Raw genomic sequence first — 24,446 nt, 5'->3', positions numbered from 1 at the left:
CGAGCCTGGTTGTTAATAGATAAGGGAGAACAAAGAGAAAAACACCAGCAGCATGCCTCCACCGATATTGATGTACTTTTTCAGCGTCAGGGGATCGGCTTTTCTGGCGGAGAACACCAGCGCATAGCTGACCGCAATCAGCCAAACGCTCATCACCGCAATATGCACCGAAGCCAGCAGCAAATAGTTGCCAAGCTCCCCGTGCCGCCCGGCAAACTGCGACACCACCGTCAGATAGAACATAATGGCTTTTGGGTTCAGCACGTTGAGCAACCACGCGCTCTTCAACGTGACGCTCCCCCGACCGTTATTCAGCGCCAGCCGCCGTGCGGAAACGCCGCTGCGGATCAATTGAATCCCCAGCCAGAGCAGGTACAGGTTGCCGGCTATTTTCAGCACGCCGAACGCCGCCGGCGACGCCGCCAACACGGCGGTAACGCCAAGGCCAATCAGGAGTGCATGGGTGTAGATGCCCAGCGCCGTACCGAGCAGCGTTCTGAGCAATCCCTGGCGGCCGTCCGCCAGCGCGCCGTTCATCGCCAGCGTGAAACTCGCGCCGGGAGAAAGCGCGACGGGCAACAGTGCGGGGATAAAACCAGGCAGGTTAATGTCCATAGACGAAGGATAATAGGTAACCGCTTTCGGCTTGGCAAGCGTATGGGGAACGTTGCGGGATGTGCGTTCGCGCGCCGGGAAGAACGGGAAAACCCGCGGCACCAGGCTAAAAAATAGGGGGGAAAGCAATCGGATGGCAGAAATGGTGGAGGCCCTGCCAGCTACATCCCGGCACACACGTCACCTGCTGCGGCTGCTTCCTTCCGGACCTGACCGAGTTCACAAGTTAGTGTTGCGGGAGAACCAACAGGGCCTCCATTGACGGCTTCCATACTGCGAAGCGGTGGGCATTATCGGTGATGGCATCTGAAATAGCAAGCCGACCGGGACCAACCGCTGTTTTCTTACCCAGCCGGCCTGTGGCACACTGCCAGTCCGACAGCAATACGGCGTATTTATCTCTATGGAATCCACAGACCCGACTTTCCGCCAGCGCGTCTTTCACGTCGTCGCCGCCATTCCCTGCGGCAAGGTGATTGCCTATGGCGACGTGGCCCAGTTGGCCGGCTCACCGCGGGCGGCGCGCCAGGTTGGCGGTATACTGAAGAAACTGCCGGCGGGCAGCACCCTGCCCTGGCACCGGGTGATCAACCGGCACGGCAAGATCTCGTTGCGTGGCGAGGATTTTCAGCGGCAGCGGCAGGCGCTGCTGGCGGAAGGAATTATGTTCGATGCCGAAGGCGCGGTGGACTTTGCCCGTTTCGGCTGGCGGCCATAATAACGCTGCCTTTAGCCAGTAAGCCAAAGGCAGCGGAAAACACCATCGGGTAACACCGTTACGGCATCGCGGTTGATGCCGCCTGTACCGGTACGTTCTGCACCGGCACCAGTTGCAGGTCGGCGTGGGTGCCGTTGCGGTTGACGACTTCCTGAATCGTGTCGGTGATAAAGCTCAGTTGCCCGTCAACGGTTACAGCCGCACTCAGTATGACGCGGGCATTCGGCTGGATATCCGCCGGGTTGTAGGGAACGGCAAAGGTAAACGGCGCCTGCTGGCCTTCAGTACGGATCACCCGCTGAGCGATCACCTTGGACGGTGCGTCCGCCAGCGAGGCATCGGACAGCGTGACCGTCAGCACCGCATGCGGCGGCAAGGCAATACGCTGGGCGATATTGACCGTCCCCGTCACCGCAGGGCCGGTCACCTGCATTTGTTGTGCGGTCGCCGGGCTTCCTGCTGCCGATGTCGGGGCATCTGCGCCATTCTGGGCACAGCCGGCCAGCGTCACGGCGGCGGCCCCAGCAAGGATTTGCCAGAATTTCATCGAGCGGTCTCCTTCTTTATTATCAACAAATTGGCGGCTTACGCCGTCTTACCCCTTAAACCTAGCACAAAACTCTGAGACATTCCCATCCGCCTGCCGATTAATCAGCCAGCGGGCGTCCGCATGTTTCCATACCGCTACCGTTTGACCATCGCTGCAACGCGCCGCCAGAAAGCCATCCGTCAGCGGCTACCGGTAATCACTTTGCGCCCCGTTGTGTGAGGTTCATACTATGGCAACAGTAGTCGGATTTAGCCGGTTGACGGCTTACCGTGATCTTCCGCACACTACACAAAACAATTATTAGAAGGATTACCTTTTATGAGCCAGGCATTGCAAAACCTTCTTGAGCTGCTCAAGTTGGAAAAAATCGAAGAGGGCCTGTTCCGCGGGCAAAGCGAGGATCTGGGCTTACGCCAGGTATTCGGCGGTCAGGTGGTCGGTCAGGCGCTGTACGCCGCCAAAGATACGGTACCGGCCGAGCGCAGCGTGCACTCGTTCCACAGCTACTTCCTGCGCCCGGGCGACAGCAGCAAAGCTATCGTCTACGACGTCGAAACGCTGCGCGATGGCAACAGTTTCAGCGCCCGCCGGGTCAGCGCCGTTCAGAACGGCAAACCCATTTTCTATATGACGGCCTCGTTCCAAAGCCCGGAAAGCGGCTTCGAACACCAGAACACCATGCCTGACGTGCCGCAGCCGGAAGGCCTGATGTCCGAATCAGAAATCGCGCAGCAGCTGGCGCATATGCTGCCGGAAAAGGTGCGCGATAAGTTTACCAGCCAGAAACCGCTGGAAGTGCGCCCGGTAAAATTCCATAACCCGCTGCAGGGCAAGGTGGACGAGCCGTACCGCTACGTCTGGCTGCGCGCGAACGGCGCCATGCCGGATGATGCGCGTATTCACCAGTATCTGCTGGGCTATGCCTCCGATCTGAACTTCCTGCCGACGGCGCTGCAGCCGCACGGCGTCGGCTTCCTGGAGCCGGGGATGCAGGTAGCGACCATCGACCACTCCATGTGGTTCCACCGGCCGTTCCGCATGGATGACTGGCTGCTCTACGCGGTGGAAAGCACCTCGGCATCCAGCGCTCGCGGTTTTGTTCGCGGGCAGTTCTATACCCGCGACGGCGTGCTGGTCGCCAGCACGGTGCAGGAAGGGGTGATGCGCCGCCATACGGCATAACGCCGGCCAAGAAAAAAGGCGATGTTGCCATCGCCTTTGTTGCTTCATCATTATTTTATTATCGATTTACTGGTTGTAGGCGCTTTCGCCGTGGCTGTTGATATCCAGCCCTTCGCGCTCCTGCTCTTCCGGCACACGCAGCCCCACCAGCACACCGGCGATCTTGAAGGCGATAAACGCGGCAACGCTGGACCAGATCAGCGTAATGATCACGCTGAGCAGTTGGATCCACACCTGATGCCCCATGGTGACGCCTTCCGCATAGCCGGTGCCTCCCAGTGAAGAGGCGGTGAATACCCCGGTCAGCAGACAGCCGACGATGCCACACACGCCGTGTACGCCAAAGACGTCACAGGTATCATCCACATTCAGCCATTTCTTCAGCGTCACGACGCCCCACAGGCCGGCGACCCCACCGACCAGGCCGATAATCAGCGCGCCGCCAACGCCGACAGTACCCGCCGCCGGCGTAACGGCAACCAGCCCGGCAATACAGCCGGAACAGGCGCCCAGCAGCGACGGTTTGCCGCGCACCAGCCATTCGGCAAACACCCAGGAAAGGATGGCGCCGGCGGTGGCGACCACCGTGTTCAGGAAGGCTAATGCCGCAACGCCATTGGCCTCGCCGGCGGAACCGGCGTTAAAGCCGAACCAGCCGATATACAGAATCGAAGTGCCGGTAAAGACCATCGGCAGGTTGTGCGGTTTGAACGCCTCCTTGCCGAAGCCCGCGCGTTTGCCCAACAGGTAAGCGCCAATCAGGCCGGCGCTGGCGGCGTTGATATGCACCACCGTGCCGCCGGCAAAATCCAGCGCGCCATCGGCCGCCAGGAAACCGCCGCCCCACACCATATGGGCAATCGGCAGGTAGGAGATGGTGAACCAGATCGCCGCGAAGATAATCACCGCGGAAAAGCGGATACGCTCGGCAAACCCGCCCACCACCAGCGCCACGGTAATGCAGGCAAAGGAGCACTGGAATGCCACGTGCACCAGTTGGCTATAAGAGCCGGTAATGCTGTCAATGCCGATGCCTTTCAACATTGCGGTGTCGAAACCGCCGTAAAACGCATTGCCCTCGCTGAAGGCCAGGCTGTAGCCATACAGCACCCACAGCACGCACACCAGCGCAAAGGTCACCATCACCTGAGTGAGCATCGACAGCACATTCTTGCCGCGCAGCAAGCCGCCATAGAATAATGCGATACCTGGTAGAGTCATAAACAGCACCAGTGCGGTGCAAATCATCATAAAGGCGTTATCGGCCTTATCGATGGCCGCCGGAGCAGCCTGAGCCAGAGAAGGCGCCAGGGCTGCCGCACTCAGGCCCAACATGGATAAACGTTTTTTCATTATTGTCTGATCCCCATTTCAGTCGCTGAGTCGGTATTTACAGCGCGGCTTCATCGGTTTCGCCGGTACGTATGCGAATCACGCGCTGCAGTTCGGCCACAAAAATTTTGCCGTCGCCAATTTTGCCGGTGTAGGCGGCTTTGCTAATCACATCAACCACTTCGTCTAATTGATCGTCGGCAATGGCAATATCGATTTTGACTTTGGGTAAAAAGTTGACGCTGTATTCGGCGCCGCGGTACAGCTCGGCGTGCCCCTTCTGACGGCCAAACCCTTTTACTTCAGTGACGGTCAGCCCCTGAATGCCGACTGAGGATAGGGCTTCACGCACGTCCTCCAACTTGAATGGTTTGATCACCACGGTAACCAGCTTCATATTGCCCCTCCACAATTAAACCCAAACTCACCCCTGGTATAAGTCTGAATAAAGCAAAGGCTGTGCCATAAATTGTTTTAGGAGAAAACTCAGCGGATTATCCGTCTGCCGACGGCGGGAGCCTGCAGAAGCGGGCGGAGGAGAGATTGTTGGTTGTTTTTTGCGCACCACGGTAGTGCGCGCTGTATCATTGCGGTGCAAAGCGGGAAATTTACCGGCTAACGTGCCTGATAATGGTGCGTTATCCCGACCGCAGCCGGGATAACGCCGTGATGGGTTTAGACCGGCTGGCTGTCTTCGCGGGTCGCCGCCGCCAGCTCTTCACCCGCCAGCTGCAGCTGATACATCTGGTAATAGCGGCCCCGCTGCGCCAGCAGCTGCTGATGGTTGCCCTGCTCCACCGCGTGGCCGCGATGCAGCACTAAAATGGCGTCGGCATCAACGATGGTCGATAAACGGTGGGCAATCACCACCAGCGTGGTGTGCTCGCGAATCGCCCGTAATGCCCGCTGAATCGCCTGTTCAGTGCCGGAATCAATATTGGCGGTCGCTTCATCCAGGATCAGAATCTGCGGCGCCTGCACCAGTACGCGCGCCATCGCCAGCAACTGCTTCTGGCCGACCGACAGATTATTGCCCTGTTCACCCAGCCGGGTGTGAATGCCCTGCGGCAAGCCGCGCACCAGCTCCGCCAGCTGCACCGTCTCCAGCGCCTGCCACACAGCCTCTTCGCTGATATTCCGCCCCAGCGTCACGTTCGCCAGCACCGACTCGGCGATCACCACCGGATCCTGCTGTACCATGGCGATCCCCTGTCGCAGCGTACGGTGCGACAGGTTTGACAACGGCCGGCCATCCAGACGAATTTCGCCTTCGCTCACCGGGTAGTAGCCCATCAGCAGGTTAGCCAGGGTGCTCTTGCCGCTGCCGGTATGGCCGACCAGCGCCACAAAACCGCGCGACGGCACGTTGAGCTGAATATGTTGCAGTACCTTCTTGTCAGAACGGTAAGCAAAACTCAGGTTGTCGATATCGATACGGCCGCTCTGCAGCGGGCGCTCATCGGCGCCATACTGCTGCTGACTGCGATCCATCAGTTCGAAAATACGCTCGCCGGCCACCACCGCCTGCTGCAGAATCGACTGTTGCGAGGTCAGCTCAATCAGCGGCTCATTCAGCCGTCCCAGATAGTTGATAAAGGCGTACAACACCCCGACGCCGATAGAGCCCTCGGCGCTAAAGCCAAACAGCATCAGCAGGCCGCACAGCACCAGGGCAGAAAACAGGCTCAGCAGCGGCCGCAGCAAAAAGCCATCCAGCCGCAGCGTCTGCATACGGGCGGTATAGTGCGACCAGCTGGCGTTGCTCATCCGCTCGCCGAAACGCACCTGCTGGCGGAACTGCTGGATCACCCCCATGCCGTTGATCACTTCGTTAAAGCCGTCGTTGATATCCGCCAGATAGCTGCGCACCCGCCGTACGATCGGCGTGCTGTAATACTGATAAATCGCCATTACCAGCAATACCGCCGGGAAGATGCAGATCGCCACCAGCGCCATGCGCCAGTCGAGGCTGAACATCGCCACCAGCATGGCGCCGATCAGCGCCGCGCTTTTCAGCACGGTGGACACCACCATCACATACAGATCTTTGATCACCTCGGTGTCATTGGTGACGCGGGAGATCAGCTGGCCGACCGGCTGGGTATCGAACGCGCTGAGCGGCTGGCGCAGCGCGGCATCCATCACATCGGTGCGCAGACGCTGCACCACGCCGACCGCCGCCCGGTTAAACAGTATCGCCTGAAAATAGTGCAGCGCCGCCGCCAGCATCTCCAGCAGGATGTAAGCGCCCGCCAACCCGCAGATAATCATCAGCGGCAGCTGCCCTTTGGCGACATAGTTGTCAATAAAATAGCTGATGAGGATCGGGCCGGCCACTTCCGCCGCCGCCGCCACCCACAGCATCAGCACCGCCAGTCCCAGCGGTTTACGATACGGTGAGCCATAAGCCAGCAGCCGCTTCAGCGTCGGCCACAGCTTCTGAACTTTATTCATTGGTTAACATCTCCACGCCGATTTCCGGCGCCTCATCCAGCGCGGCCTCCAACTGCTGATAGCGATACATATCGCGGTACCAGCCCGGCTGCGACGCCAAAACGGCGTGCAGGCCGCGCTGCGCCACGCTGCCGTGCTGCAGGACCAGGATTTCGCTGGCTTCGGTCAATGCCGAGAGCCGGTGCGCGCTGATGATCACCGTCCGGTTCTGCCCCCAGCTGCGCAGGTTATGCAGAATCTGGTGCTCGGTACGACCATCCACCGCAGACAGCGCATCGTCGAGGATCAAAATCTCCGCATCCAGCAGCAGCGCGCGCGCAATGGAGATACGCTGTTTCTGCCCGCCGGACAGCATCACACCGCGCTCGCCCACTTCGGTTTCATACCCCTGTGGCAGGCGCAGAATATCGTCATGCACGCTGGCCAACCGCGCCGCCTGCTCAATCTCTTCCTGCGTCGCATCCGGCTTGCCGAGCGCAATGTTGTTCGCCACGCTGTCGGAAAACAGGAACGGCGTCTGGCTCACCACCGACAGGCGGGCGCGCCAGGCGTCCAGCTTCAGCGTCGTCAGCGGCATGCCGTGGTAGCAGATCTGCCCGTCATCAATATCGAACTGGCGCTGGATCAGGGAAAGCAACGTAGTCTTCCCGGCGCCGGTCGGGCCGCACAGGCCAAGCATCTGCCCCGGTTTAAGCCGCAGAGCGACGTCATGCAGCGCCGCGTGCTGATTCTCCGGGTAATGGAAACGGCGGATATCCACCGCCAGCTCACCGCGCCCGGCCGGCAAATCACCTTCGCCGTCCACCACCGCCGGCGCCTCATCCAGCAGGCTGCGCAGGCGGCTGTAGGCGGCGCTGCCGCGTTCGACAATATTAAACATCCACGCCAGCGCCAGCATCGGCCAAATCATCAGCCCCAAATACATCACAAAGCTGGTCAGTTGCCCCAAGGTCAGCGTCCCGTTCACCACCATCCAGCTGCCGCCGCCGATAGCCAGCAGGTTGGCGGCGCCGATGGCCAGATAGATGGTCGGATCAAAACGCGCGTCGATGCGCGCCACATGCATATTTTTCGCGCCGGTACGCGCCGCCACCTCGGCAAACTGGTTGGACTGGTGATCCTCCAGTCCGAAGGCTTTGATCATACGGATGCTGGTCATGCTTTCCTGCGCCTGGTCGTTCAGGCTGGAAAACGCCGCCTGCGCCGACTTAAAGCGCTGGTGCAGCTGGTCGCCGTAATACTTGATCACAATCGCCATAATCGGCATCGGGATCAGCGACAGCAGCGTCAGTTGCCAGCTGATTTGGGTACTCATCACGATCAGCACCACCAACCCCATCACCAGCGAATCCACCAGCGTCAGCACGCCTTCGCCGGCCGCGAACACCACCCGATCGACATCGTTGGTGGCTCGCGCCATCAGATCGCCGGTGCGGTGCCGAAGATAAAACGCCGGGTTTTGCCGGCTCAGTTGGCGGTAGAAGTTCTCCCGCAGCTCAACCGCCAGCTGATAAGAGGCGCCGAACAGCAGGACGCGCCAGACATAGCGCAGCAGGTACACCAGGATGGCGGTGGCGATCATCAGTCCCAGCCATGCCAACAGCACGCCGGTAGACATATGCTCTTTGGTTACGCCGTCCACAATCACGCCGACCAGCTTCGGCGGCAGCAGTTGCAGAATGGCGATAATGATCAGCAGCGCCACCGCACCCAGATAGCGGCGCCATTCGCGGCGGAAATACCAGCCGATTTGAGCAAATAATCTCACGCAGTGTTATTCCAGATATTTTGGTGTTGTTAACTCTTGTTGTGCTCGTGCGCCACGCATTACGTAACGGTTAGCCGCGTAGGATACCACCGTTTCTTGGCCGATTTGGTGAACTTTTCACTCCGGTAGCGGCAATGCGGTAGTATATTTGATTTTCTCCATGGCAAAACTCGAAGTAACGTCAATCAATCCCGGTATGCCATTCACCAGACGCTTATAAAAGCGATCAAAGCTTTTCATATCCGCCACCTGCACCTGCATCAGGTAATCAAACTCCCCGGCCATGCGATAAAACGCCAGCACTTCCGGCATCTGGGCGGTAAGGTCGACAAACTGCTGATACCACTCGCGGCTGTGCTGTTGGGTTTTCAGCATCACAAACGCCGTCAGCCCCAACCCCAGTTTCTCATTATCCAGCAGCGCGACCCGCCCGCGAATATAGCCCTCATCCTCCAGCCGCTTGACCCGTTTCCAGCACGGCGTCGAGGTCAGATTTACCGCTTCGGCCAACGCCTGCAGCGATAAGGTGCAGTCCTGCTGCAACATACTCAGCAATTTACGATCCGTTCTATCTAACATTTAGCCACCCTGGAGAAATATTTTCCCTCATTTGGCCGACAGGCAGGAAAAATAGCAATCTTTTTCTCTGGCTATCCACGTAATGTATCTGATGCCACGATACTTGCCGACAGGACGCTGAGATGGATAACACGCTGAGAAATACCGGAATCATTATTATCCTGTTTACCCTGGTCGCCCTGACCTGGGGCACCACCTGGATGGCGATGAAGATCGCCGTTGCCACCGTTCCGCCTATTTACGCGACCGGGCTGCGTTTCCTTGCAGCGTCGCCGCTGTTGCTGCTGCTGGCTTACTTTACTCGTACGCCGCTGCTGTTTCCCAAAGGCAGCCGCGGATTCCAGCTATTGGTCTGCCTGGCTTACTTCGCTATTCCCTTTACGCTCATGATTTACGGCGAGCGCTACGTCAGTTCTGCGCTGGCCTCCATCATCTTTGCCAATATGCCCGTCGTTGTGTTGATGGCTTCGGTACTGCTGCTGGGAGAGCGCGTGAGCATCGCGCAGCTGATCGGTCTGATCGTCGGCGTGGCCAGTCTGTCCGGTATTCTGTGGCAAGAATCCACCGCCAGCGGCGAAACCCGCTGGCCCGGCGTGGTCGCCCTGCTGGCGGCGGTGCTGATCCACGCGGTGATGTACGTGCTGAGTAAAAAGCGCGGCGAGAAAATCTCGGTGCTGACCTTTAACGCGTTGCCCTGCCTGGGCGCCGGCATTCTGCTGTTTATTGTCGGCTATGTCACCGAAAAACCGGACAGCGCCGCGTTTACCAGCGCCTCACTGCTATCCGTGGCCTATCTCGGCGTGGTGGCCGGCGTCTTCGGCATCATGGCCTACTTTGCCCTACAGCAAAAAGCCACGGCGTTTCAGGCCTCTTTGGTGTTCCTGGTGTTTCCGCTGATTGCCATCGCCGTCGAGAAAGCGGTCGATCACACCACCATCAGCACCACCTCTCTCTGGCTGCTGGCGCCGCTGCTGGCCGGCATCCTGCTGACGCTCTACAGCGCCAAAAGTGCAAAACCGGTCAGCAGCCTGCGCAAACTGGAAGCGTCATCGCAACAATAAAAAAAGCCGGGTAGCGAACTACCCGGCCGGCTGCAAGGGGAACGTCCGCTATACGGGGGTATAAGGAACGTGTGGTGAACGCAGCCAATGTGCCAAATAGTGGGCCACCGCCTGGGTTTCGCAGTGGCCGATAACCGGTAACTGGGGCAATAGCGCCTTAAGCTGCGGCAGCGCATTGCCCATCACTACGCCATGTCCGACCGACGCCAGCATCTCCTTGTCATTCATCGCATCGCCGAACGCCATACACTCATCCAGCGTTACGTTCAGGTGCCCGCTCAGCAGCGCCAGCGCGCTGCCCTTGTTGCAGCCAGCCGGCAGCACCTCCAGACAGTCATAAGCGGAAAAACACAAATCGACCTGCTCGCCAAAATAGACCCGCAGTCGCCCCAGCAGCGACTGCAGCTCTTCGTGCTCGCCGACAAAACAGATTTTGCTGTTGCCAAACGCCGGCAGCCGCCGCGGGTCAGTCAGTTGATAACCGAAACCGCTCAGATGGTGCGCCTGCAGCATCGCCGGGGTTGCCGATTCGGTCAGCCAGCCTTCATCGCGAAAAACATGCATCCCGGCGGATGTCTGCCAGTGGCTATGGATAACCGCTTCGGCAATGTCCGGCGGCAGGTCGGTAGCCTGTAAACATTGACCGTGCCGATCGTAGATGCGGGTGCCGTTGCCGGTGATCAGAAAGCCCTGCAGACCGAGCTGCGCCATGATGGGTTGCACATCAAGATAGTGGCGGCCGGTGGCAAAGGTCACGGTTATCTGCCGCGCCACCAGCTGTTTCAGCATCGCCAGCGTTTCCGGGCCGACTCGGTGCTCCGGCGTCAGCAGCGTACCATCCATATCGAAAGCAGCCAGGCGATACATAAGAACCTCGATCATATGCAGAGAATGACAATGCCTGCAGTATGTGATGGTATTTACGGAAGTAATAGTGAACAATTTATCAAAACCGTTCCGGATTTATCGCCATGCGTCTGATTCATCGCCTCAGTCAGTATCAACGCCTGTACCAACAGCTGGGCAGTGAGCCGGCGGCCGTCACCATGGCGCAGCTGGCGGCGCTGTTTTACTGCAGCGAGCGCCACGCCCGCACCCTGGTGCAGCAATTTCAGGAGCAGGGCTGGCTCAGCTGGCACTCACAGGCCGGCCGTGGCAAGCGGGCACGGCTGCACTGCCTGAAAACGCCTGACGAACTGCGCGCCGCCTTGTTACAGCAACTGCTGCAGCAGGGCGATCACCAAAACGCGCTGGAGCTGGCCCGTTTAGATCCGCAGCGTCTGCAACAGTTGCTTGCGCCGCATTTGGGCGGCCAGTGGCAGGCGGGCAGCCCCACTCTGCGCATCCCCTACTATCGTCAGCTGGAATCCCTGGATCCGCTGGCGCTCAGCGGCCGCGCCGAACAGCATCTGGCCTCAACGCTGCATGCCGGCCTGACCCGCTTTATCACCGGCAATCCGCAGCCCCAGCCGGATCTGGCTCACCATTGGCAGGTTGAAGGCGACGGCCTGCGCTGGCGTTTTTTCCTGCGCAGCCAACTACGCTGGCATAACGGCGAACCCATCACCGGCCAACAACTGCTGCAAACGTTGGAAAAGCAGCGCCGGCACCCGCGCGGCCAGGCCAGCCTGGCGAATGTCGCCGCCGTCAGCCTGCCGCACGCGTTGTGTCTGCAGTTCGATCTGCATAGCGCCGATTACTGGCTGCCCTACCGCCTGGCGGAGCTGACCTGTCTGATGACCCACCCGGACGATACCGCCATCGGCGCCGGCCCGTTCAAACTGGTATTGAATGAAACGCCGCTGGTACGTCTGGAACAGCACCCGTTCTACCACCTGCAACATCCCTATCTGGACAGCATTGAATACTGGATCACCCCAGAACTGCAGGCCGATGGCAATGGCAACACCACCAGCTGTCAACATCCGGTGCGCATCACCATCGGACAGCAGGAAGATCTGGCGCTGGCGCGCCCGGTGCAGCGCAGTATGAGCCTGGGCTGGTGCTATCTGGCGCTGAACCTGCGCCGCGGCGTACTGAGCGAAGCGCAGGGGCAAAAGCTGCTGATGCTGATCCAGCGCTCAGGGCTGCTGGCCGATCTGCCATTGCCGAACGGCGTTATCATTCCCAGCCAAGAGATGCTGCCCGGCTGGGGGATCCCGACCCATCAGGCCAGCGCCGATATCCCACTGCCAGCCAAGCTGACGCTGCTGTACCACCCGCCGGTTGAACTGGTCACGGTCACCGAAGCGCTGCAGGCGTTGCTGGCGGAACAGGGCTGCGAACTGGAGGTGCGTTATTTCTCCGGCAAGCGCTGGCAGAGCAGCGAACAAATTGCCCAGGCCGATCTGCTGCTGGCGGATAACCTGATCGGCGAAGCGCCGGAATCGACGCTGGAAAGTTGGCTGCGGCAGGATGTGTTGTGGCAGGGGATTTTACCGACCCATCTCTGGCGGCATCAGCAGCAAACGCTGCTGCGGATCCAGCAATATCCGGACGAGCAGAAGCGCATCAGCGAACTCAAAAGCTACTACCAGCAGTTGATGACGTCCGCCATCATCACCCCGCTGTTTCACTACCAATACCAGATCAGCGCGCCGCCGCGCATGCAGGGCGTAACGCTAACCGCGCATGGCTGGTTCGATTTCGGCCAGGCGTGGCTGCCGCCGCCGTTGATCTAGCCCCGCCCCTACGCTGTTTTCCACACATCTGTTACCATTACGTTTCATCTTTTTGACTCCCCGAGTGCGTATCGGGCGGGCTATGGCAATGGAAGGTTTATTCTATGAAACGCGCAGTCGTTGTTTTTAGTGGCGGGCAAGACTCCACGACCTGCTTAATTCAAGCCTTACAGCAGTATGATGAAGTTCACTGCGTCACGTTCGATTACGGCCAGCGTCACCGCGCGGAAATCGATATCGCCCGTGAGCTGTCGCAGTCACTGGGCGCCAAGGCGCATAAAGTGCTGGATGTCGGCCTGCTGAACGAACTGGCCATCAGCAGCCTGACGCGCGACGATATCCCGGTGCCGACGTTTAGCGCCGAGCAGGACGGGCTGCCCAGCACCTTTGTGCCGGGGCGTAATATCCTGTTCCTGACGCTGGCGGCGATCTACGCCTATCAGGTCGAGGCCGAAGCGGTAATCACCGGCGTGTGTGAAACCGATTTTTCCGGCTACCCGGACTGCCGCGACGAGTTTGTCAAAGCGCTGAATCAGGCGGTAGTGCTTGGCATCGCCCGCGATATCCGTTTTGAAACGCCGCTGATGTGGCTGAACAAGGCTGAAACCTGGGCGCTGGCCGACTATTATCAGCAGCTGGACCTGGTGCGTCAGCACACGCTGACCTGCTATAACGGCATCAAGGGCGACGGCTGCGGCGAATGCGCCGCCTGTCACCTGCGCGGTAACGGCCTGCAGCAGTATCAGGATAACCGTACGGCGGTGATGGCCGAACTGAAGCGTAAAACCGGCCTGGTCTGAGCAATAGCGACGGGCGGCGCCTCTGCCGCCCTCTTTCGCGTTTACAGCGTCTGCAGTTTTTCCCGTAGCTCACCTTCTATCGGCAATGCACGCTGAGTGGTCAAATCCACGCAGACAAACGTCACCAGCGCGTCCGCCACCTGGGCGCCATCGGCATCCCGGGTAATTGTCTGGCTCAATACGCCGCTCTTGCCGTTCAACTGCTCCAGCCGGCCCTCTACGCACAGCTTATCGCCCAATACCGCCGGCGTACGGTAATTAATATTGATATTCACCACGATGAACGCGATATTGTTGGCCACCATCCAGCGGAACTCTTCACGGTGATCCAGCCAGTTCCAGCGCGCCTCCTCCAGAAACTCCAGATATCGGGCATTATTAACGTGCTGATAAACATCAATGTGAAAACCGCGAACGTTGATATAGGTTTGCATAGTGAGAATGTGCTCCAGCCTGGTAATCGCCAAACGGGACGGGCGCCTTATCGACCCCTGCCGCTATTATTATAGGCCGCACCAACTGGTACGACCTGTAAAATGTAGCAGAGGAAAACGGCCGCCGAGCTTTTTTGCCCTGCGGCCGCGATCGGGATCACATTCTCAAGCGCTCCCGGTTTCTCTCCAACAGCGCCAGACCGATGCCCGGCACCTCCTGCAGCTGTTCAATATCGGTAAACGGCCCATTTTGCTCACGATAGCGGACGATCGCCTCGGCCTTCTTCAGGCCAACGCCGTTCAGCGTATCGGCAAGCTGCTCCGCGCTGGCCTGATTGATACTGACCGTCGCCTCCTGCCCGGCAGCCGTATTGCCCGCAGCCTGCGGCTGGGTGCGCGCCGCCGCCGAGGTCTGAACCACCCCCGGCTTTTCCGCTGCGGCCGCCGTTAGTGATGGGATAACGCACAGCACGGCACTCAGCAGCGCGCCGGCGAGGGTTTGATGGCGTGCAAGCGCCAGATTTAAGGTTAATGACATAGCTGTATCCTCCTTGTGTTGTACAGCCCGCCCACCTTGCGGCAAACCCCAAACGGCGGCAAACGGTAAACCGCAGATATGGAAAAGGCCGCGAAAGCGGCCTTTGTCAGTTACATCAGTTTGCAAAGAAATGCGGGGCTTATTGCGGCTGTTGCTCCGCTGCGCCCATTTTGATCTTGGCGTCCTTACGCAGATTCGCCAGCAGGGAATCGAAGGTTACGCCAACCGAACCTTCCTGCATTTTATCGCCGAAGGCCTTCATTTCTTCCGCCGACAGCGAACCAGGCTTGACCGTATCCAGCGCGATCAGCACCACGTTGTCCTGGCGGTCCTGCGACATGCCGTACACCGGCTTGCCCTGCTGCGGATGCGGCAGCGCAAAGACGCTCTCTTCCAGCTGCGCACCCTGCCCGGAACGGGTCATCTTCTGCTCCGCGCCAAAGCTCAAGCCGGCCGCTTTCAACGCCTCGTCACCTTTGCCCTGTTTCAGCTCGGTCAGCAGTTTCTCGCCCTGCAGTTTGGCCGCCTGCTGCGCCTTGTTGCGCTTCACCAGCTCGGCAACGCGCTCTTTCACCTTGTCAAACGGCTCAACGCCTTCCGCTTTATGGCCGGTGACGCGCACCACGAAGGCGCGGTCGCCCTCAACGGTGATCACATCCGAGTTGCTGCCCGGCGTGCCGTTCTCACCAATCAGCGAACCGTCGAAGACCGCCTGCACGACAGGTTTGAAGTTCAGCTCTGCCGGGATGTTATCGCGGGTAAACCAGCCGGTTTGCGCCGCTTTAACGCCCGCCGCTTCTTCTGCCGAGGCCAGCGATTCGTTATCGTTGGTCGCCGCTTCACTTACTTTCTGCTGCAGCGCAAAGTAGGCATCCAGCGCTTTTTCCTGCTTCACCTTGGCGGCAATTGCATCACGCACTTCGCTCAGCGGCTTCAGCTTTTCCGCTTCGATATCGTTCAGACGCACAATCAGGTAGCCCACGGATGACTTCACCACGCCGGAAATCTGGCCTTTTTCGGTCAGATTGGCCTGCTTCAGTTCGTCTGCGGTGGTATCCGGCTCCAGCCAGCCCAGCTCGCCGCCGTTGCGCTTGGAGATGATATCGGTGGACTTCTCTTCCGCCAGCTTGGCGAAGTCTGCGCCTTTGTTCAGCTCATCCAGCACCGCTTTGGCTTCCGCCTCGGTCTTCAGCTGGATAACGCTGTAATTCTTGCGTTCCGGCTGGCCGAAGCTGCTTTTATGCTGCTCGTAATAGCCGCTGATATCCGCATCGCTGACCGTGACCTTGCTTTGCATCGCCGCCGCGTCCATCGGGATATAGCTCACCTGCACCTGTTCAGGGGCGATAAAGCTGTTTTTGTTCTGGTCGTAATAGGCTTTAAGCTCATCATCGCTCACGCTCTGCTTGGCCTGCAGCGCTTTGAGATCGATGGTCGCCAGGCGGATGTCACGCTCTTGCAGCATCAGCGCCGCCATTGCGTCAGACTCGGCCGGCAGCACAAAGCCGGAATGGCCGAACGCCTGAATAAGCTGCTGGTTCACCAGCTGCTGACGCATAGACTGCGCATAGTTGTCCGCGCTGTAGCCCATACGGGTAATCAAATCGAGATACTTGGCGTTATCAAACTGACCGTTGGTCTGGAAGTAAGGCGCTTTGCGGATAGCGTCCTTGACCTGGTCGTCGCTGATGCTGAGACCCAGCTTTTTCGCATACTGGTCCAGCAGCGTTTCATCGATCAGCTGAGACAGCGTCTGACGACGCAGCTGCTGCATGTAGCCTTCGTTGCCGGCCAGCGCCGAGAACTGATCGCCCAGCTGCTGCTGCATGCGGCTACGTTCGCTCTGGAAAGCCTGTTCCAACCTGGCGCGTTCGATCACCTCGCCGTTGACTTTCGCTGCATAATCGCCGGAACCGCCGATCAGGTAGTTACCTACCCCGGTCAAAACAAATGACAGAATGATCAGGGCCAGGATAATTTTGAGCACGACGTGGTTAGCAGCCGCGCGTAAACTGTCCATCATAGTGTGACAACACTCCGCTGTGATGTGGATTGACAACCCTTGTGGCAGGCTTCCCTGCGACAAAAATAAAAAAAGCGCATCGGTGCGATGCGCCTTGTATCTTACCTTACCAGCTTCGTTGCGTCAGGTGATTGTTTTAACACAACCCCCGATGACGGCAACCGGCCAGACGCTGCAATCAGTTTACCGCGTCTTTCAGCGCTTTACCTGCGCGGAAGGCCGGCACTTTGGCAGCAGCAATTTTGATCTCTTTACCTGTCTGCGGGTTGCGGCCGGTGCGGGCTGAACGCTCACGCACGGTAAAAGAACCGAAACCAACCAGAGCAACGTCGTCCCCTTCCTTCAAGGAGTCGGTAACGGATGCGATAATCGCATCTAAAGCACGTCCAGCTGCCGCTTTGGAAATATCAGCACCTGCGGCAATTTTGTCGATCAGTTGTGACTTATTCACTCTATCATCCCCTCTAGAATTCTCTCGTCGCACCGAAAAATCCCTACGGTATGCGACAGCGCAGCTGTTATATCAATCCCGTCGAAACTTGGCAAGCCGCCAGCGGTAGCGCGGCTAACGCCAATCGACAGTGATCTAACTTAGCGGGACAAAAAAACGCTGGCAAGTCCGAATTGACCTGCCAGCATAAGTTTTATCAATGTATTTTGCGATACGTCACTATTTCGCCGCTACCGGCTGGGCGCCGAAGGCCGGATTCTGCAGGGCAATCTCCAATACTTCATCGATTTTCTGCACCGGATGGATTTCCAGATCGGCGATGACGTTATCCGGGATCTCTTCCAAATCACGTTTGTTTTCGTAAGGGATCAATACCGTTTTAATGCCGCCGCGATGCGCCGCCAGCAGTTTTTCTTTCAGACCGCCAATCGGCAACACCTGGCCGCGCAGCGTGATCTCGCCGGTCATCGCCACATCAGCGCGCACCGGGTTGCCGGTCAGGCAGGAGACCAGCGCGGTGCACATGGCGGTACCTGCGCTTGGGCCATCCTTCGGCGTCGCACCTTCCGGCACGTGCACGTGGATATCGCGTTTTTCATAGAAATCGGCGTTGATGCCCAGCTTCTCGGCGCGGGCGCGCACCACGGTCAGCGCAGCCTGAATCGATTCCTGCATCACCTCACCCAGAGAACCGGTGTAGGTCAGTTTGCCTTTGCCCGGCACGCAGGCGGTTTCAATGGTCAGCAGATCGCCGCCCACCTCCGTCCACGCCAGACCGGTTACCTGGCCCACGCGGTTTTCGGTATCCGCACGGCCGTAATCCACACGCTGTACGCCGAGGTAGTCTTTCAGGTTGTCACCGTTGATTTCGATATGCTTGAGCTTCTTGTCCATCAACAGGGTTTTGACCGCCTTACGGCACAGCTTGGAGATTTCACGCTCCAGGCTACGCACCCCGGCTTCACGGGTGTAGTAACGGATGATGCCGATAATGGCGCTGTCGTCCACCGTCAGCTCGTTCTTTTTCAGTGCGTTGCGCTCGATCTGCTTCGGCAGCAGGTGTTGCTTGGCGATGTTGAGCTTTTCGTCTTCGGTATAACCGGACAGACGGATCACTTCCATACGGTCCAGCAGCGGCGCCGGAATATTCATCGAGTTAGAGGTGGCGACGAACATCACGTCGGACAGATCGTAATCCACTTCCAGATAGTGATCGTTAAACGCTACGTTCTGTTCCGGGTCCAACACTTCCAGCAGCGCCGAAGCCGGATCGCCGCGCATGTCGGACGACATCTTGTCGATCTCATCCAGCAGGAACAGCGGGTTCTTCACCCCGACCTTGGCCATTTTCTGGATCAGCTTGCCCGGCATGGAGCCGATATAGGTGCGGCGATGCCCGCGGATTTCCGCTTCATCGCGCACGCCGCCCAGCGCCATACGCACATACTGACGGCCGGTCGCCTTGGCAATCGACTGCCCCAGAGAGGTTTTACCCACCCCCGGCGGCCCAACCAGACACAGGATCGGCCCTTTGATTTTGCTGACGCGACTTTGCACCGCAAGATACTCAAGGATGCGGTCTTTCACCCGCTCCAGGCCGTAGTGATCGGTATCGAGCACTTCCTGCGCCTTGACCAGGTCTTTTTTCACCTTGCTGCGTGAGCTCCACGGCACCTGCAGCATCCAGTCGATGTAGCCGCGTACCACGGTGGCTTCGGCCGACATCGGCGACATCATTTTCAGCTTCTGCAGTTCCGCTTCGGTTTTCTCGCGAGCCTCTTTCGGCATTTTCGACGCGTCGATCTTGCGCTTCAGCGCTTCATATTCGTCCGGCGCGTCGTCCATTTCGCCCAGCTCTTTCTGAATGGCCTTCATCTGCTCATTCAGGTAGTACTCGCGCTGGCTCTTTTCCATCTGTTTCTTGACGCGATTACGGATGCGTTTTTCCACCTGCAGCAGGTCGATTTCCGACTCCATCATCGCCATCAGATATTCAAGGCGTTCGGAAACGTCAGACATTTCCAGCACCGATTGTTTATCGGCAAGTTTCAACGGCATATGCGCAGCAATGGTGTCCGCTAGGCGCGCCGCGTCGTCGATGCTGTTCAGCGATGTCAGCACCTCCGGCGGGATTTTTTTATTCAGTTTGATATAGCCTTCAAACTGATTGATCGCGGTGCGTACCAGCACTTCCTGCTCGCGCTCATCGATGGCCGGCGAGTCGAGGTATTCCGCCTGTGCGGCAAAGTGTTCGCCGCTGTCGGACAGCGTGGTGATGCGCGCGCGCTGCAGGCCCTCCACCAGCACTTTTACCGTACCGTCCGGCAGTTTCAGCATCTGCAGAATGGACGCTACGGTGCCGACGGAAAACAGGTCGTTAATGTCAGGTTCATCCGTTGAGGCCTCTTTCTGTGCCACCAGCATGATCTTTTTATCGTGATCCATTGCGGCTTCGAGGCACCGAATCGATTTTTCCCGGCCAACAAATAACGGGATCACCATGTGCGGATAAACCACCACGTCGCGCAACGGCAGGACAGGGATTTCAATGCGTTCGGAACGCTCAGGGTTCATAGAGCTCTCTCTTAGTTTAATTTCCGCCAGGATTGAGGGGGAATCTCATGAGACGCAGGCAATCAACGTTTCATAAAACCATTTATTGAGTATATGGGGATAAATCTCTGACATTCAACGGCAAGAATGCAGGAAAAAAAAATGGGGGATAAAATCCCCCATTTTACGATTAACCTGATGGTTTGGCTGGCGAATTATTCGCCGGATGCCTGCGCTTCCGGCTTGCCGTAAATCAGCAGCGGTTTGGACTGGCCGTCAATCACCGACTCGTCAATCACCACCTTGTCGACGCTTTCCAACGACGGCAGATCGTACATGGTATCCAGCAGCGCGCCTTCTACGATAGAACGCAGGCCGCGGGCGCCGGTTTTACGCGCCATGGCCTTCTTGGCGATGGTATTCAGCGCTTCATCGCGGAACTCCAGCTCGACGCCTTCCAGATTGAACAACGCCTGATACTGCTTGGTCAGGGCGTTTTTCGGCTCTTTCAGGATCTGAATCAGCGCTTCTTCGCTCAGCTCGCTCAGCGTTGCCACCACCGGCAGACGGCCGATGAACTCAGGGATCAGACCGAACTTGATCAGGTCTTCCGGCTCCGCCTGCAGCAGCAGTTCGCCTTCGGTTGCCTTTTCAGACTCGCCCTTCACCGTCGCGCCGAAGCCAATACCGGAGCTGGTGTTGACGCGCTGGCCAATCACCTTGTCCAGGCCGGCGAATGCGCCGCCGCAGATAAACAGGATCTTGGAGGTATCAACCTGCAGGAACTCCTGCTGCGGATGCTTGCGGCCGCCCTGAGGCGGCACCGCGGCGACGGTGCCTTCGATCAGCTTCAGCAACGCCTGCTGCACGCCCTCGCCCGACACGTCGCGGGTAATCGACGGGTTGTCAGACTTGCGGGAAATTTTATCGATTTCATCGATATAGACGATGCCGCGCTGCGCTTTTTGCACGTCGTAGTCACATTTCTGCAACAGCTTCTGGATAATATTCTCCACGTCCTCGCCCACGTAACCGGCTTCGGTCAGCGTGGTGGCGTCGGCCATGGTGAACGGCACATCCAGGAAGCGCGCCAGCGTTTCCGCCAGCAGCGTTTTGCCGCTGCCGGTCGGGCCAATCAGCAGGATGTTGCTCTTGCCCAGCTCGATACCGTTGCTGGTATCGCCGTTGCGCAGACGCTTGTAGTGGTTATACACCGCAACCGCCAGCACTTTCTTCGCCTGTTCCTGGCCGATAACATAATCATCCAGGTGGTTGCGGATCTCGTGCGGCGTCGGCAGCGCACTGCGCTCACGATGCGGGGCAACTTCTTTAATCTCTTCGCGAATAATGTCGTTACACAGGTCAACACATTCATCGCAGATATACACTGACGGACCGGCAATCAGCTTACGCACTTCATGCTGGCTTTTGCCGCAGAAAGAGCAGTACAGCAGCTTTCCTGAACCGTCTTTGCGCTTATCTGTCATCAGTAAACCTCTTCTTTTGTCTTTGTCCCGCAGGAAAATCATGGCGGCAGTGCGCCCAAACAAATACCGGGGAACGCCGATAATGCTGTTCAGAGCGGAATCATCCGCTCTGATTACTATAGTCTATCGGCTCGCACTTAACGCTCGCCTACCGCGTAGCCTTAGCTGCGGTGCGTCAGAATGCCGTCGACCAGACCGTATTCTACCGATTCTTCCGCGGTCATAAAGCGATCGCGCTCGGTATCACGCTCGATCTGCTCCAGTGATTGGCCGGTATGCTTGGCCATCAGTTCATTCATCCGCGACTTCACGTTCAGAATTTCACGCGCGTGGATTTCAATATCCGTCGCCTGCCCCTGGAAACCACCCAGCGGCTGGTGAATCATCACCCGGGAGTTCGGCAGGCAGAAACGCTTGCCTTTGGTGCCCGCAGTCAGCAGGAACGATCCCATCGAGCAGGCCTGTCCCATACAGATCGTGCTGACATCCGGCTTGATAAACTGCATGGTGTCATAGATTGACATGCCGGCAGTGATCACGCCGCCCGGTGAGTTGATGTACAGGAAAATGTCTTTTTCCGGGCTTTCCGCTTCCAGGAACAACATCTGCGCCACGATCAGGTTGGCCATATGGTCTTCAACCTGGCCGGTCAGGAAAATAATGCGCTCTTTCAGCAGGCGGGAATAGATGTCGTAAGAACGCTCCCCGCGTGAAGTCTGCTCCACCACCATCGGCACCAGTGCCATGTTAGGTGCAAATTGATCTCGTTCGCCACTGTATGACATTACCGTCTCCTAATAGAAATTGCCTTGGCGCCATTGTTTGCTGATTCTACTTGAGAACAGCCACGCTGACCATGCTCAACCATCCAACCGCGCCACATGACCTGACGGTCGTTATCATCCCACGCTCGGCAAACAACCCTCTGAGTATTTCAGTTGGGGGGCAACGGCGGGAATTTCAAGCCCGGTGCGCCATTTTCCCTGCCGATCTCTGCGGCAACGCCACATCACCATCATGCCTGCAAATACCGCAGGCAACAGGATAAATATAGTGCATATTATTGCGCTTAACCTGAGATTAATCAGCAACGTGGCAAAAAGAAAAGCCCGTAACCAAAGTTACGGGCTTTTTCAGATAACAGCCGGGTATGTCGCCATCGCCCGGCTCAGACATTACGCCTGTTGAGTCTGGTTCATCAGCTCGCTGAAAGTGGTCGCTTTTTCAGTCACTTTCGCGTTAGACAGCAGGGTTTCCACCGCTTGCTCTTCCAGAGCCACGTTACGCATGTTGTTCATCAGCTCTTTGTTTTTGCTGTAGAACTCGATAACTTCGCTTGGATCTTCGTAAGCGGAAGCCATCTCATCGATCAGCGCTTTCACGCGGTCTTCGTCAGCTTTCAGCTCGTTGGTGCTGATCACTTCGCCCAGCAGCAGGCCGACGACAACGCGACGCTTAGCCTGTTCTTCGAACAGTTCACGCGGCAGTTCCAGCGCTTGCTGCTCGTTGCCGCCGAAACGCTGTGCAGCCTGACGGCGCAGCACGTCGATTTCGCCGTCGATCAGTGCAGCAGGCACGTCGATGTCGTTAGCGTTGACCAGGCCGTCGATAACCTGAGTCTTGACGCGGTTACGCACGGCGCCTTTCAGCTCGCGCTCCATGTTTTTACGCACTTCCGCGCGCAGACCGTCAACAGAACCATCCGCCACGCCGAAACGCTGGATGAATTCTTCGGTCAGCTCAGGCAGCTCGCGCTCTTCCACTTTCTTCAGCACGATGGCGAACTTGGCGGCTTTACCCTTCAGGTTCTCAGCGTGGTAGTCTTCCGGGAAGTTAACGTCGATGGTGAACTCTTCACCGGCCTTGTGACCCACCAGACCTTCTTCAAAGCCCGGGATCATGCGGCCCTGGCCCATCGCCAGAACGAAGTCTGCCGCTTTGCCGCCTTCAAACTCTTCACCGTCGATAGAACCGGAGAAATCAACGGTCACGCGGTCTTCAGCTTCAACGGCGCGATCGGTGTCTTTCCAGGTCGCCTGCTGCTTGCGCAGGGTGTCGAGCATGGTGTCAACATCAGCGTCGTTGACTTCAACCACTGGTTTTTCAACTTCGATGTTTTCCAGGCCTTTCAGCTCAACTTCCGGATACACTTCGAATTCAACGGTGTAGCTGAAATCTTCGCCTTCCTTGTACTCGCCCGGCACGTAGTTTGGCGCGCCAGCCGGGTTAATTTTTTCTTTGATGATCGCGTCAACGAAGTTGCGCTGCATCAGATCGCCCAGCACGTCTTGACGAACAGAGGCGCCATAACGCTGCTCAACGATGTTCATCGGCACTTTGCCCTTGCGGAAACCGTCGATACGCACGCTTTTCGCTGCGTTGATCAGCTCTTTTTTCACCGCCTGCGCGATAACATCAGCAGGTACGGTGATAGAAAGACGGCGCCCAAGGCCTTGAGTGGTTTCTACTGAAACTTGCATCTTGTTACCTCAAAAAAATCACAGTGCTCGGTCGACTCCGTTCCAAGAACCAGGACGGCTGCATTACAGAACCGAGTTCCCTGATGCCGAGAGCGTCCCGAAACCATTCCGGAAAAATAAGACGCGACATTATAGCGGCGCATGCGAGGCGAGTCGAGGAAAGCCGGGCGGCTGTAACGCGTTAAAATTCACACTTTTGCTGATTTTTGGCAAAAAAACGCGCCTGCCGACCGCTTTGACCGCGCTGCAGGCAATAAACCGCGTCGTCGTCAAAAACAGAAACGGCCCGCAGGCCGTTTCAAAATTCGTCTGTAGTAATACCCTAAATCGCGGCTAAAGTTCCACTGCCGCGTCAGCTTTTATACGTCCGGCCAGGGTTCCGGCGTCGCGCCGCGACAAGGCGGCGAAGCGAGTACGGTATCCTGCAGCCCTTCCCACTCTTTCAGGGTATAGGTGTGTAGCGCCAGTGCGTGCACGCCGTTAGCCAGCTCATCCGCCAACACGCCGTAGATCGAACGGTGGCGCGTCAGAAAGCGTTCGCCGACGAAGCGGTCACTGACCAATACCACCTTAAAGTGGCTTTCTGAACCCGCCGGAACGTTGTGACGATAACTTTCATCAACCACTTCCAGATACGCGGGCTCAAACGCCGCCCTTAACTTTGCTTCTATTTGCTCGCGAATCATAGGATCTCCTTACAACACCGGCAGAGGACATGCCATCTATTTCAATATTAGCCG

Annotated in this window: 22 protein-coding genes and 1 other RNA gene; 5 read left to right on the top strand and 18 right to left on the bottom strand. The window is 57.9% G+C overall.

Annotation, left to right across the window (positions count from 1 at the left end; genetic code table 11):
• Positions 1-12: 12 nt before the first annotated feature.
• Both TAN611_RS05385 and ffs read right to left on the bottom strand, forming a co-directional pair.
• A complete protein-coding gene (locus TAN611_RS05385; RefSeq protein WP_111737626.1) occupies positions 13-615 on the bottom strand; it encodes a LysE family translocator in 603 nt (200 codons plus the stop codon).
• 152 nt (positions 616-767) lie between these two features.
• An RNA gene (ffs, locus tag TAN611_RS05380) (signal recognition particle sRNA small type) lies at positions 768-864 on the bottom strand.
• Positions 865-1,018: 154 nt separating this feature from the next.
• On the opposite strand from ffs, the gene TAN611_RS05375 reads away from it, so the two are divergent.
• Positions 1,019-1,333 carry an MGMT family protein gene (locus TAN611_RS05375; protein ID WP_105230034.1) on the top strand — a complete coding sequence of 105 codons (315 nt, stop codon included), beginning with the start codon at positions 1,019-1,021 and terminating at the stop codon, positions 1,331-1,333.
• A gap of 58 nt (positions 1,334-1,391) precedes the next feature.
• On the opposite strand, the gene TAN611_RS05370 is transcribed toward TAN611_RS05375, so the two are convergent.
• A complete protein-coding gene (locus TAN611_RS05370) occupies positions 1,392-1,880 on the bottom strand; it encodes a YbaY family lipoprotein (protein WP_105230033.1) in 489 nt (162 codons plus the stop codon).
• 321 nt (positions 1,881-2,201) lie between these two features.
• On the opposite strand from TAN611_RS05370, the gene tesB reads away from it, so the two are divergent.
• Complete coding sequence (gene tesB, locus TAN611_RS05365; RefSeq protein ID WP_105230031.1) at positions 2,202-3,065, top strand: acyl-CoA thioesterase II; 864 nt, start codon at positions 2,202-2,204, stop codon at positions 3,063-3,065.
• Between the two features lie 66 nt (positions 3,066-3,131).
• Here the strand turns inward: tesB and amtB are convergent, their stop codons facing one another.
• From amtB to TAN611_RS05340, 5 genes are all read right to left on the bottom strand, one after another.
• Positions 3,132-4,418 carry an ammonium transporter AmtB gene (amtB, locus tag TAN611_RS05360; protein ID WP_105230030.1) on the bottom strand — a complete coding sequence of 429 codons (1,287 nt, stop codon included), beginning with the start codon at positions 4,416-4,418 and terminating at the stop codon, positions 3,132-3,134.
• A 37-nt stretch (positions 4,419-4,455) separates the two neighbouring features.
• Complete coding sequence (glnK, locus tag TAN611_RS05355) at positions 4,456-4,794, bottom strand: P-II family nitrogen regulator (protein WP_004949337.1); 339 nt, start codon at positions 4,792-4,794, stop codon at positions 4,456-4,458.
• Between the two features lie 278 nt (positions 4,795-5,072).
• A complete protein-coding gene (locus tag TAN611_RS05350; RefSeq protein ID WP_105230029.1) occupies positions 5,073-6,851 on the bottom strand; it encodes a SmdB family multidrug efflux ABC transporter permease/ATP-binding protein in 1,779 nt (592 codons plus the stop codon).
• A complete protein-coding gene (locus TAN611_RS05345; RefSeq protein ID WP_105230028.1) occupies positions 6,844-8,619 on the bottom strand; it encodes a SmdA family multidrug ABC transporter permease/ATP-binding protein in 1,776 nt (591 codons plus the stop codon). Before TAN611_RS05345 ends, TAN611_RS05350 begins: the two co-directional genes overlap by 8 nt.
• A gap of 117 nt (positions 8,620-8,736) precedes the next feature.
• Positions 8,737-9,198, bottom strand: a complete 462-nt coding sequence (locus tag TAN611_RS05340; RefSeq protein ID WP_105230027.1) for an Lrp/AsnC family transcriptional regulator — start codon at positions 9,196-9,198, stop codon at positions 8,737-8,739.
• 122 nt (positions 9,199-9,320) lie between these two features.
• Between TAN611_RS05340 and TAN611_RS05335 the strand changes: the two genes are divergently transcribed.
• Positions 9,321-10,259 (top strand): DMT family transporter, encoded by a 939-nt coding sequence (locus tag TAN611_RS05335; RefSeq protein WP_105230026.1) that lies wholly within the window; start codon positions 9,321-9,323, stop codon positions 10,257-10,259.
• A gap of 48 nt (positions 10,260-10,307) precedes the next feature.
• Here TAN611_RS05335 and cof read toward each other — a convergent pair whose 3' ends face one another.
• The gene (cof, locus tag TAN611_RS05330; RefSeq protein WP_203067370.1) at positions 10,308-11,126 is read right to left on the bottom strand and encodes an HMP-PP phosphatase; all 819 of its coding nucleotides are present in this window, start codon (positions 11,124-11,126) and stop codon (positions 10,308-10,310) included.
• A 104-nt stretch (positions 11,127-11,230) separates the two neighbouring features.
• On the opposite strand from cof, the gene TAN611_RS05325 reads away from it, so the two are divergent.
• A complete protein-coding gene (locus TAN611_RS05325) occupies positions 11,231-12,940 on the top strand; it encodes an SgrR family transcriptional regulator (protein ID WP_111737628.1) in 1,710 nt (569 codons plus the stop codon).
• Between the two features lie 104 nt (positions 12,941-13,044).
• On the top strand, positions 13,045-13,740 hold the full coding sequence (queC, locus tag TAN611_RS05320; protein ID WP_105230023.1) for a 7-cyano-7-deazaguanine synthase QueC: 696 nt from the start codon (positions 13,045-13,047) through the stop codon (positions 13,738-13,740).
• Between the two features lie 41 nt (positions 13,741-13,781).
• On the opposite strand, the gene TAN611_RS05315 is transcribed toward queC, so the two are convergent.
• The 9 genes from TAN611_RS05315 to bolA all read right to left on the bottom strand — a co-directional run bounded on the left by TAN611_RS05315 (position 13,782) and on the right by bolA (position 24,392).
• Positions 13,782-14,174 carry a thioesterase family protein gene (locus TAN611_RS05315; protein ID WP_105230022.1) on the bottom strand — a complete coding sequence of 131 codons (393 nt, stop codon included), beginning with the start codon at positions 14,172-14,174 and terminating at the stop codon, positions 13,782-13,784.
• A 157-nt stretch (positions 14,175-14,331) separates the two neighbouring features.
• Positions 14,332-14,712, bottom strand: a complete 381-nt coding sequence (locus TAN611_RS05310) for a helix-hairpin-helix domain-containing protein (RefSeq protein ID WP_105230021.1) — start codon at positions 14,710-14,712, stop codon at positions 14,332-14,334.
• 139 nt (positions 14,713-14,851) lie between these two features.
• Positions 14,852-16,735, bottom strand: coding sequence for a peptidylprolyl isomerase (gene ppiD, locus TAN611_RS05305; RefSeq protein WP_105230020.1), 1,884 nt, complete (start codon positions 16,733-16,735; stop codon positions 14,852-14,854).
• Positions 16,736-16,913: 178 nt separating this feature from the next.
• Positions 16,914-17,186, bottom strand: coding sequence for a nucleoid-associated protein HU-beta (hupB, locus tag TAN611_RS05300; RefSeq protein ID WP_004954599.1), 273 nt, complete (start codon positions 17,184-17,186; stop codon positions 16,914-16,916).
• A gap of 219 nt (positions 17,187-17,405) precedes the next feature.
• The gene (gene lon, locus TAN611_RS05295) at positions 17,406-19,760 is read right to left on the bottom strand and encodes an endopeptidase La (protein WP_105230019.1); all 2,355 of its coding nucleotides are present in this window, start codon (positions 19,758-19,760) and stop codon (positions 17,406-17,408) included.
• 194 nt (positions 19,761-19,954) lie between these two features.
• Positions 19,955-21,226, bottom strand: a complete 1,272-nt coding sequence (gene clpX / locus TAN611_RS05290) for an ATP-dependent protease ATP-binding subunit ClpX (RefSeq protein ID WP_105230018.1) — start codon at positions 21,224-21,226, stop codon at positions 19,955-19,957.
• A gap of 161 nt (positions 21,227-21,387) precedes the next feature.
• Positions 21,388-22,011: an ATP-dependent Clp endopeptidase proteolytic subunit ClpP gene (gene clpP / locus TAN611_RS05285; protein ID WP_105230017.1), complete on the bottom strand. Its 624-nt coding sequence runs from the start codon at positions 22,009-22,011 to the stop codon at positions 21,388-21,390.
• A gap of 390 nt (positions 22,012-22,401) precedes the next feature.
• Positions 22,402-23,706 (bottom strand): trigger factor, encoded by a 1,305-nt coding sequence (tig, locus tag TAN611_RS05280; protein WP_105230016.1) that lies wholly within the window; start codon positions 23,704-23,706, stop codon positions 22,402-22,404.
• A 359-nt stretch (positions 23,707-24,065) separates the two neighbouring features.
• The gene (gene bolA / locus TAN611_RS05275) at positions 24,066-24,392 is read right to left on the bottom strand and encodes a transcriptional regulator BolA (RefSeq protein ID WP_105230015.1); all 327 of its coding nucleotides are present in this window, start codon (positions 24,390-24,392) and stop codon (positions 24,066-24,068) included.
• Positions 24,393-24,446: the final 54 nt, after the last annotated feature.

Source organism: Serratia sp. Tan611, assembly GCF_905188235.1.
GTDB classification, from domain to species: domain Bacteria; phylum Pseudomonadota; class Gammaproteobacteria; order Enterobacterales; family Enterobacteriaceae; genus Serratia_B; species Serratia_B rhizosphaerae.
The sequence above is the reverse complement of the archived record's forward strand: the minus strand, read 5'-3'. Positions and strand labels throughout refer to the sequence as shown.